This is a genomic window from Xanthobacter aminoxidans, from assembly GCF_043193615.1.
Taxonomy (GTDB): domain Bacteria; phylum Pseudomonadota; class Alphaproteobacteria; order Rhizobiales; family Xanthobacteraceae; genus Xanthobacter; species Xanthobacter aminoxidans.
Map to the genome: position 1 here is coordinate 1,671,630 of NZ_JBAFUS010000001.1, position 16,306 is coordinate 1,687,935.

General features: G+C 69.7%; 13 protein-coding genes. 5 read left to right on the forward strand and 8 right to left on the reverse strand.

The window, feature by feature from the left end; translation table 11 throughout:
* Nucleotides 1-112: 112 nt before the first annotated feature.
* Nucleotides 113-1,195, reverse strand: coding sequence for a LacI family DNA-binding transcriptional regulator (locus V5F74_RS07665; RefSeq protein WP_394007171.1), 1,083 nt, complete (start codon nucleotides 1,193-1,195; stop codon nucleotides 113-115).
* A 169-nt stretch (nucleotides 1,196-1,364) separates the two neighbouring features.
* Between V5F74_RS07665 and V5F74_RS07670 the strand changes: the two genes are divergently transcribed.
* Together V5F74_RS07670 and V5F74_RS07675 are read left to right on the forward strand one after the other, a co-directional pair.
* The gene (locus V5F74_RS07670; protein WP_024280590.1) at nucleotides 1,365-2,297 is read left to right on the forward strand and encodes a dihydrodipicolinate synthase family protein; all 933 of its coding nucleotides are present in this window, start codon (nucleotides 1,365-1,367) and stop codon (nucleotides 2,295-2,297) included.
* A gap of 152 nt (nucleotides 2,298-2,449) precedes the next feature.
* Entirely contained in the window at nucleotides 2,450-3,847 is a 1,398-nt protein-coding gene (locus V5F74_RS07675; protein WP_394007485.1) for an MFS transporter, read from the forward strand.
* An 83-nt stretch (nucleotides 3,848-3,930) separates the two neighbouring features.
* Here the strand turns inward: V5F74_RS07675 and V5F74_RS07680 are convergent, their stop codons facing one another.
* The 4 genes from V5F74_RS07680 to V5F74_RS07695 form a co-directional block, all read right to left on the reverse strand.
* Nucleotides 3,931-4,626, reverse strand: coding sequence for a VIT1/CCC1 transporter family protein (locus V5F74_RS07680; protein WP_024280592.1), 696 nt, complete (start codon nucleotides 4,624-4,626; stop codon nucleotides 3,931-3,933).
* Between the two features lie 208 nt (nucleotides 4,627-4,834).
* Complete coding sequence (locus V5F74_RS07685) at nucleotides 4,835-5,335, reverse strand: periplasmic heavy metal sensor (protein ID WP_394007174.1); 501 nt, start codon at nucleotides 5,333-5,335, stop codon at nucleotides 4,835-4,837.
* Nucleotides 5,336-5,340: 5 nt separating this feature from the next.
* Nucleotides 5,341-5,811, reverse strand: coding sequence for a hypothetical protein (locus V5F74_RS07690; protein ID WP_394007176.1), 471 nt, complete (start codon nucleotides 5,809-5,811; stop codon nucleotides 5,341-5,343).
* Nucleotides 5,801-6,361 (reverse strand): sigma-70 family RNA polymerase sigma factor, encoded by a 561-nt coding sequence (locus tag V5F74_RS07695; RefSeq protein WP_394007177.1) that lies wholly within the window; start codon nucleotides 6,359-6,361, stop codon nucleotides 5,801-5,803. Before V5F74_RS07695 ends, V5F74_RS07690 begins: the two co-directional genes overlap by 11 nt.
* Nucleotides 6,362-6,638: 277 nt before the next feature.
* Here V5F74_RS07695 and V5F74_RS07700 point away from each other — a divergent pair, with 277 nt between their 5' ends.
* The 3 genes from V5F74_RS07700 (at nucleotide 6,639) to V5F74_RS07710 (ending at nucleotide 11,308) form a co-directional block, all read left to right on the forward strand.
* A complete protein-coding gene (locus V5F74_RS07700) occupies nucleotides 6,639-7,802 on the forward strand; it encodes an efflux RND transporter periplasmic adaptor subunit (protein ID WP_250167903.1) in 1,164 nt (387 codons plus the stop codon).
* Nucleotides 7,799-10,936, forward strand: a complete 3,138-nt coding sequence (locus V5F74_RS07705; protein WP_394007179.1) for a multidrug efflux RND transporter permease subunit — start codon at nucleotides 7,799-7,801, stop codon at nucleotides 10,934-10,936. Before V5F74_RS07700 ends, V5F74_RS07705 begins: the two co-directional genes overlap by 4 nt.
* A 72-nt stretch (nucleotides 10,937-11,008) precedes the next feature.
* On the forward strand, nucleotides 11,009-11,308 hold the full coding sequence (locus tag V5F74_RS07710) for a putative quinol monooxygenase (protein WP_029555498.1): 300 nt from the start codon (nucleotides 11,009-11,011) through the stop codon (nucleotides 11,306-11,308).
* 53 nt (nucleotides 11,309-11,361) lie between these two features.
* On the opposite strand, the gene V5F74_RS07715 is transcribed toward V5F74_RS07710, so the two are convergent.
* The 3 genes from V5F74_RS07715 to V5F74_RS07725 all read right to left on the reverse strand — a co-directional run bounded on the left by V5F74_RS07715 (nucleotide 11,362) and on the right by V5F74_RS07725 (nucleotide 16,275).
* Complete coding sequence (locus V5F74_RS07715; protein WP_394007181.1) at nucleotides 11,362-12,381, reverse strand: FUSC family protein; 1,020 nt, start codon at nucleotides 12,379-12,381, stop codon at nucleotides 11,362-11,364.
* A gap of 127 nt (nucleotides 12,382-12,508) precedes the next feature.
* Nucleotides 12,509-15,145 (reverse strand): AAA family ATPase, encoded by a 2,637-nt coding sequence (locus V5F74_RS07720; protein WP_029555500.1) that lies wholly within the window; start codon nucleotides 15,143-15,145, stop codon nucleotides 12,509-12,511.
* Entirely contained in the window at nucleotides 15,145-16,275 is a 1,131-nt protein-coding gene (locus V5F74_RS07725; RefSeq protein ID WP_394007184.1) for a metallophosphoesterase family protein, read from the reverse strand. The genes V5F74_RS07720 and V5F74_RS07725 overlap by 1 nt, the downstream gene beginning before the upstream one ends.
* Nucleotides 16,276-16,306: the final 31 nt, after the last annotated feature.

The window sequence follows — 16,306 nt, forward strand, 5'->3', positions numbered from 1 at the left end:
GAATTCGCGCCCGCGATATGTGCCGCAGCGGCAAGAGGTGTTGGCCGTCGCATCCCCTGGCTTCGCGGAGGCACAGCCCGAGGCCGCCCCTCATCAGGTCGGGACCGGCGCGCTACCGCGCCGATGGTCGGCTTTCCGGACCGCGGCGGCCGGAAGTGCCGGAGCGAGTCTGGGCCGGGGTGGCCGTCGACTGGCGGGGGATCAGGGTGGGGGCGGCGATGCGCAGGCGATCGGCGCGCGTCACGGGGCCTCGCATCAGCAGGTCCAGCGCGTCGGCAGCGATCTGGTCAAACGGCACGCGCACGGAGGTGAGCGGTGTGGGCAAACGGCTGACGATGGGAATATCGTTGTAGCCCACGACCGAGACGTCGCCGGGCACCGAGAGACCGAGCCGGGCGAGCGTCGAGAGGGCACCGATGGCGGTGTTGTCGTTGACCGCGAAGAGCGCCGTGGGCGGCTCGGCCGCGCTCATCAGCCGCTCGGCCGCATCCGCCCCCGAATCGATGCCGAAGGTGGATTCGACCACGAGCGCCGGATCATCGGCGATGCGGGCCTCCGCGAGCGCCTGCCTGTATCCCTCCACGCGTCCCCGGCTGCTGGACGCATAGGCGGGGCCGGCGATGAGACCGATGCGGCGATGGCCGAGATCGATCAGGTGCCGCGTGGCGAGATATCCCCCCAGCCGGTCGTCGCCCACCGAGGCGAGGCTGCGCCCGTCGCTCCGCAGCGCGAGCACATAGGGCACGCCACGGTCGGCGAGTTCCTGGGCGAAATCGTCGCCTTCGCGGGCGGTGGACAGGACGAGGCCGTCGACGCCCCGCTGGAGCAGCGTCTGCGCCGCCTTGCGGTCAGCGCGCGGCTCGTCGTCGGTGGTGGCGACGATGGCAAACTGGCCGGTGCGGGCGCAGGCACGGGCCAGCGCCTCGTAGAGCATGGCCATCACCGTGTCCGTCAGCCGGGGAACGATGACGCCGATGGTGTTGGTCTGGCCACGCCTGAGGCTCGCGGCGGAGACGTCGCGGACATAGCCGAGGCTTTCCGCCACCTGCCTCACCCGCCGGGCGGTCGCGTTCTCCGAGCGCGGCAGGCGCTCGTCGAGGATGCGCGAGACCGTGGACTTGGACACACCTGCCGCCGCCGCCACGTCAAGGATGGTGACGCGTCCCTGCCGCTCGTGCGGTTCGTCATCGTTCAACGGCTTGTGTCCTTCGGTCCGGCATCTGGCGACAGGTTAGCGATTGACAGGAGACGGACACAAGGGCAATTATGGGAACGTTCCCGCTAACGATCCAACAAAAGCTGCGGGTCGGAGGAAGCGGGACCGGATTTTCGGTCTGAACGATCCCAAGGAAGGAACTCGAACCATGGCTATCGACTGGAAGGGCCTGAACCCCGCCCCCGTCACCCTCTTCAAGGCCAACGGCGACGTCGACTTCGACGGCAACGCCCGCCTCGCCAAGTGGCTGGCCGCCATTCCCGGTGTGAAGAGCCTCGTCATCCTCGGCCATGCCGGCGAGGGCACCTTCCTGACCTTCGACGAGCAGATCGAGCTGATCCGCGTCTACAAGGACGCGACCCCGCTCCCCGTCATCGCCGGCATCACCGGTGAAGGCACCAAGGTCGCCGAGATCGAGGCGAAGAAGAAGTTCGACGCCGGCGCGAGCGGCGCGCTCGTGTATCCGAACCACGGCTGGCTGCGCTTCGGCTACCAGAAGGGTGCCCCGCAGGACCGCTACAAGGCCATCGCCCAGTCCGGCCTCGAGTGCATCCTGTTCCAGTACCCGGCCGTGACCAAGGCCAATTACGACCTCGACACCCAGCTCGAGATCGCCGCCATTCCGGGCGTGACCGCCACCAAGAACGGCGTGCGCGACATGAAGCGCTGGTACGATGAAATCCCCGCCCTCAAGAAGGCGTTCCCGAACCTCGCCGTCATGTCCTGCCACGACGAGTGGCTGCTGCCCACCATGTTCGACGTGGACGGCCTTCTGGTCGGCTACGGCAACATGGCACCCGAGCTGCTCATCGAATACCTCAAGGCCGGCAAGGCGCAGGACTACACCCTCGCCCGCAAGTATCACGAGCAGCTCCTGCCCGTGACCCGCGCCGTCTATCATCGCGGCTCGCACATGGAGGGCACCGTCGCCCTCAAGCATGCGCTGCGTGCCCGCGGTCTCATCGACAACGTGAACATCCGCGAGCCCCTGAAGCCCCTCGGCGAGGCGGCCGACGCCGAGATCCGCGCGGCGGTGAAGGCCTCCGGCCTCACCGTGGTCGCCGACGCCCTCGCGGCCTGAGTCTCACGTCCCCGGAGGCGGCCCATGCCGCCTCCGCCCCTAGCGGGTGACAAGCGCGTCCCGGCTCCAGGCCGGGACGCGCCAAATCCGGGCGCCTCTGGCCACCGGCAAAAAGAAAAACCAAGATCATCCCTGGAGGAAACCCAATGCTCATGCAGACGCCGCGGCACCTCGGTGCTAGCGGGGCAACCGACTTGCGCAGAGATGCCGAGCGCCAAGCCGACATCAGCGCCCGCCTCGAACGGCTCCCGATCACCCGACGCGTGTTCTGGACCCGCAACATCATCGGCGCCGCCACCTTCTTCGATGGCTACACCGTCATCGCCATCGCCTATGCCATGCCGGTGCTGGTGCGCGAGTGGGGTCTCAAGCCCGAACAGACGGGCATGATCCTTTCCATGGGCTACCTCGGGCAGCTCATCGGCGCGGTCTTCTTCGGCTGGCTGGCCGAGCGCATCGGCCGCCTCTCCGTGCTGCTCTTCACCATCCTGCTGTTCGTCAGCATGGACATTGCCTGCCTGTTCGCCTGGGGCGCGGCCTCCATGATGGCCTTCCGCTTCATCCAGGGCATCGGCACCGGTGGCGAGGTGCCGGTGGCGAGCGCCTACATCAATGAATATATCGGCTCGAAGGGGCGCGGCCGCTTCTTCCTGCTCTATGAGGTGATGTTCCTGTTCGGCCTCGTCGGGGCCGGCCTCATCGCCCGCGCATTGGTGCCGGTCTATGGCTGGCAGGCCATGTTCCTCGTCGGGATCGTGCCCGCCGCCATCCTCATCCCGCTGCGCTTCTTCATGAAGGAATCGCCGCGCTGGCTCGCCGCCAAGGGCCGCTATGCGGAGGCCGACAGGATCGTGTCGGACCTGGAACACAGCGCCACCGCCCAAGGCCATGTGCTGGCCGAGCCGAAGCCGGTGGCCATGAAGCCAGTCGAGCGTTCGGGCATCCGGGAGCTGTTCTCCGGCATCTATCGCCGGCGCACGCTCACCATCTGGTCCATGTGGTTCTGCTCCTACCTCGTGGCCAACGGCATGATCGCCTGGCTGCCCACCCTCTACCGGCAGACCTTCAACCTGCCGCTCGAAACGGCGCTGCTCTATGGCCTCCTGACCTCGGTGGCCGGCGTGGTGGCGTCCATCGCCTGCGCCCTGCTGATCGACAAGGTCGGCCGCAAGCGCTGGTATACCTTCGCCTTCCTCGCGGCGCCGATCCCGCTGCTGGCCCTGGCGTGGATGGGGGCAACCTCCCCGACCGAGGTCCTGGTCCTCGCCGGCCTCGCCTACGCGATCGTGCAGACCATCACCTTTTCACTCTACCTCTACTCGGCCGAACTCTACCCGACGCGCCTCAGGGCGATCGGCACCGGCCTCGGCAGCGCGTGGCTGCGGCTCGGCTCCTCGGCCGGCCCCATCGTGGTGGGCACCATCATGGGCGCGGCGGGCATCCAGTATGTGTTTGCCACCTTCGCCGGTGTCCTCGTGGTGGGCGCACTCGTCACCATGTTCTTCGCCATCGAGACGAAGGGTCGGGTTCTGGAGGAGCTCTCCCCGTAGGCTGCCCGCCGCATGGCATCACGAGAACAGGCCGCTGGCGGGCGAATAGGCCCGGCAGCGGCACTTGTGCGAGGTCGGTCCGGTCAGACCGCGTGACCCACCAGCGTGCCGATGGCCGCCGTCGCGGCCATGGCGATGGCGCCCCAGAAGGTCACGCGGATGGTCGGCTTCCAGATGTCCGCGCCGCCCGCCCGCGCACCGAGCGCGCCGAGCACCGCAAGGCAGACCAGCGATCCCCCCGAGACGATCGGCGCGATCTGGGCGGTGGGCGCCACCAGCGAGATAATGAGCGGGATCGCCGCGCCGAGCGCGAAGGTCACTGCCGATGTCAGGGCCGCCTGGATGGGGCGCGCAACCACATGCTCGGCCAGCCCCAGTTCGTCACGGGCATGAGCGGTGAAGGCGTCCTTCGCCGTCATCTGCTCGGCCACCTGCCGCGCCAGCGCCGGCTCGACGCCCCGCCGCACATAGATCTGCGTCAGCTCGGCCAGCTCGCTTTCGGGATCCTCGGCCAGTTCGCGCCGCTCCTTCTGCAGGTCGGCATTCTCGGTGTCGGCCTGCGAGCTCACCGAGACGTATTCGCCCGCCGCCATGGACATGGCGCCGGCGACAAGGCTCGCCACGCCCGCGACGAGGATTTCCGATGAATTGGTCGAGGCCGCCGCGACGCCCACCATGAGACTGGCGGTCGAGATGATGCCGTCATTGGCACCGAGGACGGCGGCGCGCAGCCAACCGATGCGTTCGATCAGGTGGTTTTCGCGGTGCAGAGGCTTCATGGCGATACCTTCTGGAAGGAACGGATCGGCGCGCGACAGGCTGCGACGCAGGGGAGCGGGCCGCAGATTGGAGTTGATCTAATCTGTTGCGACGCGCAGGCCAAGCGGCGCTTGGTCGCGTCCCCTTCTGTCGGGGCGACAGGCGGAAAACGTTGCCGGCTCAATGCTTCGTGGCGCTCCCGGGGCCGGCTCGGCTCCCGTACCTGCCCTACCGCGCAGTCTCGTCGGGCGGCACCGGTGGCACCCAGGCAGCGATGCGGGCGCTGCCTTCGGGCGACATCTGCCCGGCCGCGTCGATGATGACGTCGTGAACGATGGACCAGACTTCCCTGCGGGCATCGCGCAGGCCGGACAATGCGGCCCGCGCCGCCGCCGGATCGAAGGGCCTCGCAAGGAAGGTCTCGCGGGCGCGCTCCTGCGCCGCGCGGGAGGCCGCCTCGGCGTCCACCAGCCGTCCGTTGGCGGCGGCGAAGCGGGCCAGCAGAAGGCGGGCGTCGGCCATGGGGAGGGTCGCCGCCAGCCGGTCGATGCGCACCCGCGGACTGCGGTCCTCCACATTGGGGGCGGGCAGGAAGACGGGCTTGTGCGGCGCACGCATCACCACAGCCAGCGCCACGCCCGCGAAGAACAGGTTGAGCGCGAGGGAGGCGATCAGCAGGCGCCGCGGCGCGGAGGCGAGTCCCGAAAAGCCGGATAGCGGGCGCGACAAGGGGCTCACAGCACGCCCTCACCGATGGGTCCCGGCTCGAACACCACCGCGCTGACATCGGTGGTCGCGCCCGCCCGCGCGGCCGGGCCGATGCTGACGAGCGTGTCGCTCGACCCCACCATGAAGCCGAGCAGCGCCATGCCGGCGAGCGTGGCGATGCTCGGCCAGGCCGGCCGCAGGTCGAGTGCGATGAGCCAGTCCGGCAGCCAGAGCACCGGATGGCGGCGGGACTGGCGCGGCAGCGGCGCGTTGGCGAGCGCGAGCGTGACACGCCGCGCCGGCCGCATGTCCGCCTCGCTCGCAAGCCGCGCTGCGCCGGCGAGCCGCCGCTCCAGCGCGATCTCGTCGGCCAGCAGCGACCGTGCCGCCACGTCCGTCGCGAGCAATGCCTCGGCGGCAATGCGGGACGCAGGCGGCCACAGCGCGATATCCGTGCCGTGGCGGATCAAGAGGTGCTCGAATTCCTCACGTGTCATCGCCCTGTCCTTCTTTTCGTGCGGCACCGAGGCTCAGGCGCAGGCTACGCCGGGCGCGGACGAGCAGCGTCTCCACGCCGGAAACCGAGGTGCCGAGAATCTCCGCAGCGTGAGCGTTGGAGAACCCCTCCCAATAGGTAAGCAATATGGCCACCCGCTGCCGTTCGGGAAGCGCAGCGACCGCGGCGAGCAAGGCCCGGTCCTCCTCCTGCCGCTCCATGATGGCGAGCGCGTCGGGCGCCGGATCAGTCCGCTCGCCGGCCACGTCGAGGCCGAAGAACGGCAAGCGGCGGCGGACATTGAGGCACAGATTGATGACGATGCGGTAGAACCAGGTGCCGAAGGCCGCATCCGGCCGCCAGCGGGGCGCCGCCCGCCAGACCCGCAGCAGGGCCTCCTGGGCGATGTCTTCCGCGTCGCTGCTGTTGCCCACGAAGCGCCGGGCGAAGGCGACAGCCCGCACCGCATAGCGCTGGCAGAGCGCGCGGAACGCGGCTTCATCGCCGGCGGCGATGGCCGACATGAGTTCCTCGTCGCTCGGCTCGCGCATGCGCGTCCAACTGCCCGCCTGTGTCCCGGCCCGTTCCGCCCGCAACATGGCACCATGATGCGAACTCCCTTCAAGTCCATCGCCGCCGGATTGTCTGTCGCGGCAGCCTCGGCCGCCGTTCCTCGCTGCCCGGACGCTGGCATTTGAACACCCAAGGCCGGCAAACCCTGCGCTCCGACCAGCTCATCACAGAGACGTGAGCTTTGCTGCAATGCGCGCAGGGTTCCGGCCGTGGGGGTGTTGAAGGGGACATCGACCATTGCCGCAGGACGGCCTGATGCGTGTCTTCCCCTTCGTCATTTCATTGATCGTCGTCGCCGGCGCCGTCGCCTGGCAGCAGGGACTGGTCGGAGCCGCAGCGCAGGCGCCGAAACCCAAGGCACCACCCCCGCCCATCCCGGTCATCGCCACGGCGGTGAAGGTGGAGGACGTGCCGGTCTATGGCGAGGGCATCGGCACGGTGCAGGCCTCCAACACCATCACCGTGAAGGTCCGCGTCGACGGCGAGCTGACCAAGGTGGTGTTCAAGGAGGGGCAGGAGGTGAAGGCGGGCGACATCCTCGCCCAGATCGACCAGCGCCCCTTCGCCGCCGCCCTCGCCCAGGCCAAGGCGGCGCGGGCCAAGGACGAGGCCCTCCTCGCCAACGCCAAGGCGGACTACGACCGATACAAGGTTCTGGTGCCCAAGCAGGCGGCGTCCCAGCAGCAGCTCGATACCCAGAGCGCGCTGGTCGCCCAGTATCAGGCGCAGATCGCGGGCGACGAGGCCGCCATCGACAATGCCCAGATCCAGCTCGACTACACCACCATCCGCGCGCCCATCTCCGGCCGCACCGGCGTGCGGCTGGTGGACGAGGGCAACATCGTCCATGCCAACGACGAGGGCGGGCTGGTGGTCATCACCCAGCTGAAGCCCGTTGCCGTGGTGTTCACCCTGCCGCAGGACCGCTTCGACGACATGCAGGCGGCGCTGGCGCGCGGCCCGGTCTCGGCCCTCGCCTTCCGCCGCGACGGCGTGACGAAGGTGGGCGAAGGCACGGTGGCGCTGATCGACAACCAGATCAGCTCCGACACCGGCACGCTGCGCATCAAGGCCATGTTTCCGAACGACGACCTCAAGCTCTGGCCCGGCGCTTTCGTGAACGTGAAGGTGCTGCTCGACACCCACCACGACGTCGTCACCATTCCCGCGCAGGCGATCCAGCGCGGGCCGGACGGCTTCTATGTCTATGTGGTGAAGCCGGACGACACGGTGGAGAAGCGTGCCGTCACCACGAGCGGGATCAGCGCCGGCACCGCCTCCATCGCCACGGGGCTGGCAGCGGGCGATCAGGTGGTGATCGACGGCCAGTACAAGCTCACCCCCGGCGCCCGCATCACCCTGCGTCCGCCGCCTGCCGCGCCACCTGCGAAGAGCGTGTCGGTGGGAGCGCCGGCATGAACGTCTCAGCGCCCTTCATCCGGCGGCCCATCGCCACCACGCTGCTGATGGCGGCGCTGCTGCTGGTCGGCCTCGTGGCCTATCCGCTGCTGCCCGTGGCACCCCTGCCGCAGGTGGACTTCCCGACCATCCAGGTCTCCGCCAGCCTGCCGGGCGCCAGCCCCGAGACCATGGCATCCTCCGTCGCGACGCCGCTGGAACGACAGTTCAGCCAGATCGCCGGCGTGACGCAGATGACCTCCACCAGCGCGCTGGGCGTCGCCTCCATCACCATCCAGTTCGATCTCGGCCGCAGCATCGATGCCGCCGCGCAGGACGTGCAGTCCGCCATCAACGCGGCGTCTGGCCAGTTGCCCAAGAACCTGCCGAGCCCGCCCACCTTCCGCAAGGTCAATCCGGCAGACGCGCCCATCCTCATCCTGTCCGTCCAGTCGGACCTTCATCCCCTCACCAAGCTCGACGACGCGGCCGACACCATCCTCGCCCAGCAGATGAGCCAGATTCCCGGCATCGCGCAGGTGGCCATCACCGGCGAGCAGAAACCGGCGGTGCGGGTGCAGGTGGACCCCGCCAAGATCGCGGCGCTGGGCATGAGCCTGGAAGACGTGCGCGCGGTGCTCGCCGCCGCGACCGTGGACCAGCCCAAGGGCAGCTTCGACGGGCCGGCGCAGGGCTTCACCATCTATGCCGACGACCAGTTGCTCACTGCCCTGCCCTGGAACGAGGTGGTGGTCGCCTACAAGAACGGCGCGCCGGTGCGCATCCGCGACATCGGCCGCGCGGTGGACGGACCGGAGAATGCCCGCCTCGCCTCCTGGCAGAACGGCAAGCGCGGCATCCAGCTCATCGTCTTCAAGCAGCCCGGTGCCAACGTCATCGACGCGGTGGACCGGGTAAAGGCGGCCATCCCTCGGCTGGAGGCGTCACTCCCCCCCGGCATCACGGTGAAGATCATCGGCGACCGCACCGAGACCATCCGCGCCTCAGTGGATGACGTGCAGCTCACCATGCTCATCACCATCGCGCTGGTGGTGGCGGTGATCTTCGCCTTCCTGCGCAGCCTCTGGGCCACCATCATCCCGAGCGTCACCGTGCCCATGGCGCTCATCGGCACCTTCGCGGTGATGTATGTGGTGGGCTACAGCCTCGACAATCTCTCCCTCATGGCCCTCACCATCGCGGTGGGCTTCGTCGTCGACGATGCCATCGTGATGCTGGAGAACATCTATCGCTACATCGAGGAGGGCATGCGCCCGTTCGATGCGGCGCTGAAGGGGGCGGGCGAGATCGGCTTCACCATCATCTCCATCAGCCTGTCGCTGGTGGCGGTGTTCATCCCCGTGCTGCTCATGGGCGGCATCGTCGGGCGCCTTTTGCGCGAGTTCGCCGTCACCGTCACCATCACCATCCTCGTCTCGGTGGTGGTGTCGCTGACGCTGACGCCCATGATGTGCTCCCTGTTCCTCAAGAACGAGCACGGCGTGAAGCACGGGCGTGCCTACATGGCGGCCGAAGCCTTCTTCGACGGGATGCTGAAGGTCTATGACACCGGCCTCAAATGGGTGCTGAAGCACCAGTTCCTCACCCTGATGAGCCTCCTCGCCACAGTCGCCGCCACCGGCTGGCTCTATGTGGCCATTCCCAAAGGCTTCTTCCCGCAGCAGGACACCGGCTTCATCCAGGGCTTCTCCGAGGCGGCGCAGGACATCTCCTTCTCGGCCATGACAAGCAAGCAGATGGCGCTGCTCGACATCGTGGCGCGCGACCCCGCCATCGAAAACGTCTCCGGCTCGGTGGGCGCCACCGGCGGCTCGCAGACCATCAACACCGGCCGCGTCTGGATCACCCTGAAGCCGCGGAGCGAGCGCGACGTGACCGCCGACGAGGTGATCCACCGCCTCAGGCCCCAGCTCGCGAAGGTGGAGGGCATCGCCCTGTTCCTCCAGGCCTCGCAGGACATCAACGTAGGTGGGCGCGCCTCCCGCACCCAGTATCAATACACATTGCAGGACGCCAATCTCGACGAGCTGAACGCCTGGGGCCCGCGCATGCTGGCCAAGCTGAAATCGCTGCCGGAACTGACCGACGTCGCCACCGACCAGCAGACCAACGCGCCCACCGTCTCCCTCACCATCGATCGCGACACCGCCGCCCGCTTCGGTATCCTGCCGATGGTGATCGACGACACGCTCTATGACGCCTTCGGCCAGCGGCAGGTGGCGCAATACTTCACCCAGCTCTCGCAATACCATGTGATCCTAGAGGTCGATCCCAAGCTCCAGACCGACCCCGGCGCGCTGGACAAGGTCTATGTTCGCTCCCCGCGCACGGGCGAGGAGATCCCGCTCTCCGCCTTCGTGAAGGTGGACAACTCGAAGACCGCCTATCTCTCCATCTCCCACCAGGGCCAGTTCCCGGCGGTGACGCTCTCCTTCAACCTCGCGCCGGGCGTCGCGCTGGGGCAGGCGGTGGACGCCATCAAACAGGCGGAGCTGGAAGCGGGGATGCCGCAGACGCTGATCGGCACCTTCCAGGGCACCGCGCAGGCGTTCCAGAACTCGCTCCGCAGCCAGCCCTACCTGATCCTTGCCGCCATCGTCGCCGTCTACATCATCCTCGGCGTGCTCTATGAGAGCTTCATCCACCCGCTGACCATTCTTTCCAGCCTTCCGTCGGCCGGCGTCGGGGCGCTGCTGGTGCTCTATGTGGCGGGCTATGACCTCTCGGTCATCGCCCTCATCGGCATCCTGCTGCTCATCGGCATCGTGAAGAAGAACGCGATCATGATGATCGACTTCGCGCTGGTGCGGGAGCGCGAGGGCAAGACGCCGGAGGAATCCATCTATGAAGCGTGCCTCATCCGCTTCCGACCCATCATGATGACCACCATGGCCGCGCTGCTCGGCGCCCTGCCGCTGATGCTGGGGACGGGCACCGGCTCGGAGCTGCGCCGTCCGCTCGGCTTCGCCATCGTGGGCGGGCTCATGGTGAGCCAGGTGCTCACGCTCTACACGACGCCGGTGGTCTATCTCTACATGGTCCGGCTCCAGCGCTGGCTCACCCGCAAGCGCGACAAGCCCGCCGCCCCGGTGCGCCTCGCCCCAGTGCCGCATCTCGACGAGGCGGCGGAGTAGCGGAGCCCCCTTGACCTTCAGGCCGGAAGGAGGCCCATTTCCGGCCTCTTCCCCCTGAAGGAACCTCCAAAGATGAGCGCGCCGGTCAAGATCGTGGTCCTTCTCTCCGCCCGCCCGGGCAAGGCGGAAGCGTTGCAGGCGCTGCTCACGGGCATGGCGCGCGCCACCCGCGCCGAGCCGGGCAACCGGCGCTGGGACTTCTGGCGCGATCAGGCCGAGCCCACGCGGTTCGTCATCGACGAGCTTTATGTGGACGCCGCGGCCGTCACCGCCCATCGCGAGACGCCGCACTTCGAGAATTACTTCGCGCACATCAACGACCTCGCCGAGCGCACTCCCTTCGTGCTCGATCCGGTCGACGTGGCCGGCTGATTGGACCGAGGCAGAACAGGCCACGCTCAGGCGCTGCGCGGGCTTGACCAGCCTCAGAGCGCCGCCGGCCGCTCCGGTCGCGGACGGCGCGGCGGCCGCGCGATTTCGGCGAGGGCCACGGCGACGAGACCGAACGCACCGCCGATGAGCACGTTCTCCACCCGCTCGGTGGCGATGCCGCTGCCCGTCCCTGCAAACGCAGCCGCGAGCGCGATGAAGAAGCAGCGCGCGCCGAAGCCGATCACGTAGCGCGAAAACGCGATCAGCGTGAGCATGGCTCCGAGCACGCAGAAGGAGTAGCCCACGTCGCTCACCGGCAGCACCAGCCCGATCAGCAGCCCGAGCGGCGCCCCCACCAGCGCGCCCATGGCCCGCAGCTTGAGCTTGCCAGTGGAGGCGGAAAGATCGCCCACCACCACGCTCGCCGCCGACCAGATGAGCCACTGGCCCTCGCGGATGTCGAACATCTCCACCAGCAGCGCCGCCGCGAACACCGCGGCCGCCGTCGCCACCGCCGGCACCAGCCAGTCGCCGGAGGGTGGCCCGAAGATCTCGGATCGCTCCAGCGTCCGCCGCCGCCCGTCTAGCGCCTGTACGGCGCAGACGAGGGCGAGCCCCACCGGGGAGAGCCCGAGCAGCACGCCCGCCTGCCACAGCGCCGCCTCGCCCAGCGCCCCCTCGCGGATGTCCAGCGCCAGGTAGACGGCGGGGATGAACACCCAGTTGCCCAGCGTTCGCATCAGCGTGCCGAAGCGCGTCACGGCCGCGGCCATGAAGCCGGTGACGGCCGACAGCACCACGAACAAGGGTGGGATCGGCGCCGCCAGGAACAGCAGCGCGAAGGTGGCGACGATGACGAGATATTGCACGATCACCGCCGCCGGGCTGAGCCGCAGCTTCAGCGCCGGGATCAGCAGGGAGACGGTGAGCAGGCAGAGATTGACCAGCGCGGGTTCGCCGGAGAGGAGATAGGCGATCACCAGCGGACCGATCACCACCAGCGCCCGCACGATGGCGCCGAGATGAAGCTCCTGCGCCAGCCACAGGCGCAGTCTCTCGACGGGGCCGCTCACCGGCGCCCCCATGTGTCGCCGCGCGGCTCCCGCGGACGGCCCGCACCCGCGCGCGCTGTGACGATCCCGCCCATTCCTGTGCCCTTCCCGCCCCCATCCTACAATGGTCGCGAGAGGTGCGGGAGTATCACGCAGGACGGATGGAGAGGCGCGTCGCCGCCATGGCCCGGTAGGCCGAGGCGCGGCAGCTCAGCACCAGCACCTGCATGCGGCCGGAGGCTTCGGAGAGGATTTCCATCATGGTGTCGAAGCGGTCGTCGTCGGCGAAGACGAGGGCATCGTCCAGCACCAGCGAGGCGGGCTGGCCCTTGTCGATGAGGAGATCGGCGAAGGCGAGGCGGGTCAGGATGGCGATCTGCTCCTGCGTGCCCTTGCTGAGCATCTCCGCCGCCTCCTCGCGGCCGGCGCGGGTGAGGAGCTGGGGCTTGAGGTCCTCGCCGAAGGAGAGGCTGGCGGAGGGCAGGAGGCGCCGCACATAGGGCTCGATGCGCCGGGTGACGGGGGCGAGATAGCGCCGCGCCGCATCCTGCTGCGCCTCCTTGAGCACCTTCAGCAGCAGCGCCAGCGTGTCCGCCTCGCTTTTCAGCCGGGCGTGGGCGGCGGCGGCGGCCTCGGCCTCCTCGTCGGCGGCGGCCTTGCGGCTGGCGGGACCTTCCCCTCCCAGCGTGCGCGCCTGCTCCTCCAGCCGCGCCACCGCGCCGGCCAGCTCCGGCAGCTGGGATTGCAGCGTGTCGCGCTTCTTGCGCAGCGTGTCGCGGCGGCGGATGAAGCCGTCCGCGTCCAGCCCTTCGGCGGCGCGGCGGGCGGTGTCGCAATCCACCAGCGCGCGGGCCTCGGCGGCCCGCGCGTCCTCCAGGGCGGCGGCGAGATCTTCGTCCGCGAGCGCGGCGCGGTCGGCCGCAAGGTCGGCGGCGAGCCGCGCCCGCTCGGCCTCGGCCCGCTCCAGCGCGGCGGCGAGGGCGACTTCCTTGAGTTCGCCCGCCTTCAGGCTCTCCAGCGCCGCCTCGCGGCGCGCAGCGGCCTCCGTCTCGGCGGCGCGGGCGGCGCGATAGGGCGTCTCCACGTCGGCGGCGGGGAATGCGGCATCCTTGGCTTCCGGAAACGGCCGCTCCACGCCGGCGAGCGCGCCGCGCAGGGGATCGAGGCCAGCGGGAATGCCGAGGGCGGCATCGGCCGGGCATTCGGCCTTGAGCCGTGTGCGAAGCCCCAGAAGCTCGGCCTCATCAATGGCCCGCGCCCGGCCCGCGGTGCGGGCGGCCTGCGGCGTATCGTGGCCCACGCCCGCGAGGAAATCGGCGAGATCGCGCCGCGCCGCCCGCAGCCGCGCCAGCGCCGGCTCGCCCGAAGGCGGCGGGGCGAAGGCGATGGTGCCGACGCCGGGAATGGCAAGGGTGCGCGGCCGGCTGAGGCGGATGGCGCCCTCGGTCAGCGGCGTGCCATCGAGGAGGATCTGCGGTGCGCCGGGCTCCAGGGTCACGGTCAGCGTGGCGGCGCCGGCCTCCGCCTGGGCCCGCGCGGCGCTCTCCGCATCTTCCAATTGGCGCAGGCGATCCACGGCAGCGGCATCCATGCGCGAGGCCGCGATGCGCGTTTCCCGCTCGCGAATGTTCGCGGCATGGGCCTCGGCACGGTCGAGCCGGGCGAAGGCAGCGGCCAGCGCAAAGCGGCGCTCGGCGGCGGCGCGCTCGGCGACGGACTGGTCGCGCCGGGTCTCCGCCTCGCGCAGGGCTGTTCGGGCCGCCTCCAGCGCCAGGGCCGCCGCCCTTTCGCTGGAGCGGACGCGACTGATCACCTCGGCATGGGTGCTCACGGCCTCCGTGGCACCCGCCACCTTTGCCTCAGCGGCCTGAAGCTGGGTCGCGAGCTTCTCGCGCCCGGCGCGGCGCTCCTCCAGCGCGCTGCGGCGGGCGGACTGCTCGCGCACGGCGAGGGTGGCGATCTCCAGTGCCTGTCCGGCGGCGCGGGCGCGGGCGATGTCCTCGTCCAGCTTCTTCAGATCGGCGTCGGTCTGCGGGTCCTCGATGTCGCGCACGAGCCGGCGGCGCTCGTTGCGCTTGTATTCGAGCTGCTCCAGCACGCCCTCGAACTGCTCCAGCTCCCGCGCCCGCTCGGTGGCGGCAAGGCGCGCAGCCTCGGCCGCCTCCATCGCCTGCTTCAGCCGCTTGGTTGGCTTGCCACCGGGAGTGAGGAAATCCTCCAGCGCCTTCTCCACCTGCGCCACCACCGCCTTGGCGCGACGGCCGCCGGTGACGGCGCCGATCTCGCCGGCCAGAGCCTCCTCCAGCGTGCGGCGGGCGGTCTCGCCCGGACTGCCGAGGAGGAAGGACTGGCCCTGCTCCACCCAGAGCAGACCGAGCGCGCCGCGGCTGTCGTCATCGGCGCCGCGGTTTCCGGCGCGGGCGAATCCGAGGAGGCCCTGCAGTTTTTCCTCGGCCGCATCGGAGGCGAACCGCCCTTCCGGCCCCTCCAGCGTCACGGAGGGCGAGAGCAGGAAGCGCTTGGTGAGGCGCCATTCCTCGCCGTTCACGTCGAAGGCCAGCTCCACGCTCGGCGCCACCTCGTCGCCCTGCGGGCGGAAGGAGCGGATGCGGTCGCTCTTGGCGCTGTGGCGCTCGAACAGGGCCGCGCGCAGGGCATCCAGCACGGTGGACTTGCCGGTCTCGTTGGGCTCGCAGACGAGGTTCAGCCCGTCGGTGAAGCCGTCCACCACCACGGGGGCGCGGAACTTGCGGAAATTCTCGATCCTGAGACGACGAACCCGCATCACGCTTCCCCCGCCCTTTGGGCGCGCATCTGCTCCACATAGAGGCGTTCCAGCGCCTGGGCGGCGAGCCGCCCCTCGGCCCCGCCCTCGCCCATCATCGCCCGCAGGCGCACGGCGGCTGTATGCAGCTCGCCCTGGGCGTCGATCTCGGAGAGGTCGGTGTCGGTGGGCCGGGTCACGAGATCGTCGGCGATGAGGTCCAGCCAGCGCACCTCATGGGCCAGCTCGTCCTCCAGACGGCGGCGTACCGCCACCCGCTCAGCCAGCGTGACGAGGCCGGAGAGCCGGAGCCGGCAGACGAGATCCTGCCGCGCCACGCCTGGCGCGAGGCCGGCGATGCGCGCGTCGAGATCGTCCGCGCCGGAGAGAGACCAGCCCTCCTCCAGCCAGTGGTGGCGTCCGATGGGCAGCTCCGTCACCTCAGGCGTGGCATTGCCGGAGACGTCCACCAGCAGCGCGACGCCCGTCACCTCGCGGCCGAAATCGTCTGGCTCGGGCGTGCCGCTGTAATAGGTGCGCTCATCGATCCTGATGCGGCCGTGCCAGTCGCCCAGCGCGAGATAGGCAAGGCCGGCGCGGCGGGCGCGGTCGACCGCGACGAGGTTGGGGTCGGCATCGCCGCCGAAGGTCTGCACCGAGCCGTGGGCGAGGCCGATGCGCAGGGCGCCCGGAGGCGTCTCCGCCCCATCGAACCATTGGGTGGGGTCAGCCACGCTGCGCTTGTGGGAGAGTGGGGCCGGCAGCAGCACGGCCTGTTCGCCATCTCCGGTGCCGAGGTCCACGGGCAGCGCCTCGGTGAGGGCCGCGACATTGGCCGGCGTATCGGCGGCAAGCCGGCTCCACAGGCCGTCGGCGCGCAACGGATCATGGTTGCCGGGCAGCAGCAGGAAGCGCACGTCGGCCTGCGCCTTCATGCGGTTGAGCGCCTGCCGATAGACCCGATCTCCCGGCTCCGGACTGTCGAACACGTCGCCGGCCACCAGCACCAGCGGCGCCCCGTTCGCACGGGCCGCGGCGGCGAGGCGGTCGATGGCGTCGAGCCGCGCCTCCCTCAAAACGGTGCGCGCCTCCTCCGGCACGCGGCCGAACGGCTTGCCCAACTGCCAGTCAGACGTGTGAATGAAACGCATGCCCGCCTCCGCGCGCTGGTTTGGCGCAGGC

Coding starts and splice junctions, on each gene's coding strand:
- V5F74_RS07670 (WP_024280590.1), top strand. CDS start 1,365: ATGGCTATCGACTGGAAGGGCCTGAACCCCGCCCCCGTCACCCTCTTC.
- V5F74_RS07675 (WP_394007485.1), top strand. CDS start 2,450: ATGCAGACGCCGCGGCACCTCGGTGCTAGCGGGGCAACCGACTTGCGC.
- V5F74_RS07680 (WP_024280592.1), bottom strand. CDS start 4,626: ATGAAGCCTCTGCACCGCGAAAACCACCTGATCGAACGCATCGGTTGG.
- V5F74_RS07690 (WP_394007176.1), bottom strand. CDS start 5,811: ATGACACGTGAGGAATTCGAGCACCTCTTGATCCGCCACGGCACGGAT.
- V5F74_RS07695 (WP_394007177.1), bottom strand. CDS start 6,361: ATGCGCGAGCCGAGCGACGAGGAACTCATGTCGGCCATCGCCGCCGGC.
- V5F74_RS07700 (WP_250167903.1), top strand. CDS start 6,639: ATGCGTGTCTTCCCCTTCGTCATTTCATTGATCGTCGTCGCCGGCGCC.
- V5F74_RS07705 (WP_394007179.1), top strand. CDS start 7,799: ATGAACGTCTCAGCGCCCTTCATCCGGCGGCCCATCGCCACCACGCTG.
- V5F74_RS07710 (WP_029555498.1), top strand. CDS start 11,009: ATGAGCGCGCCGGTCAAGATCGTGGTCCTTCTCTCCGCCCGCCCGGGC.
- V5F74_RS07720 (WP_029555500.1), bottom strand. CDS start 15,145: ATGCGGGTTCGTCGTCTCAGGATCGAGAATTTCCGCAAGTTCCGCGCC.
- V5F74_RS07725 (WP_394007184.1), bottom strand. CDS start 16,275: ATGCGTTTCATTCACACGTCTGACTGGCAGTTGGGCAAGCCGTTCGGC.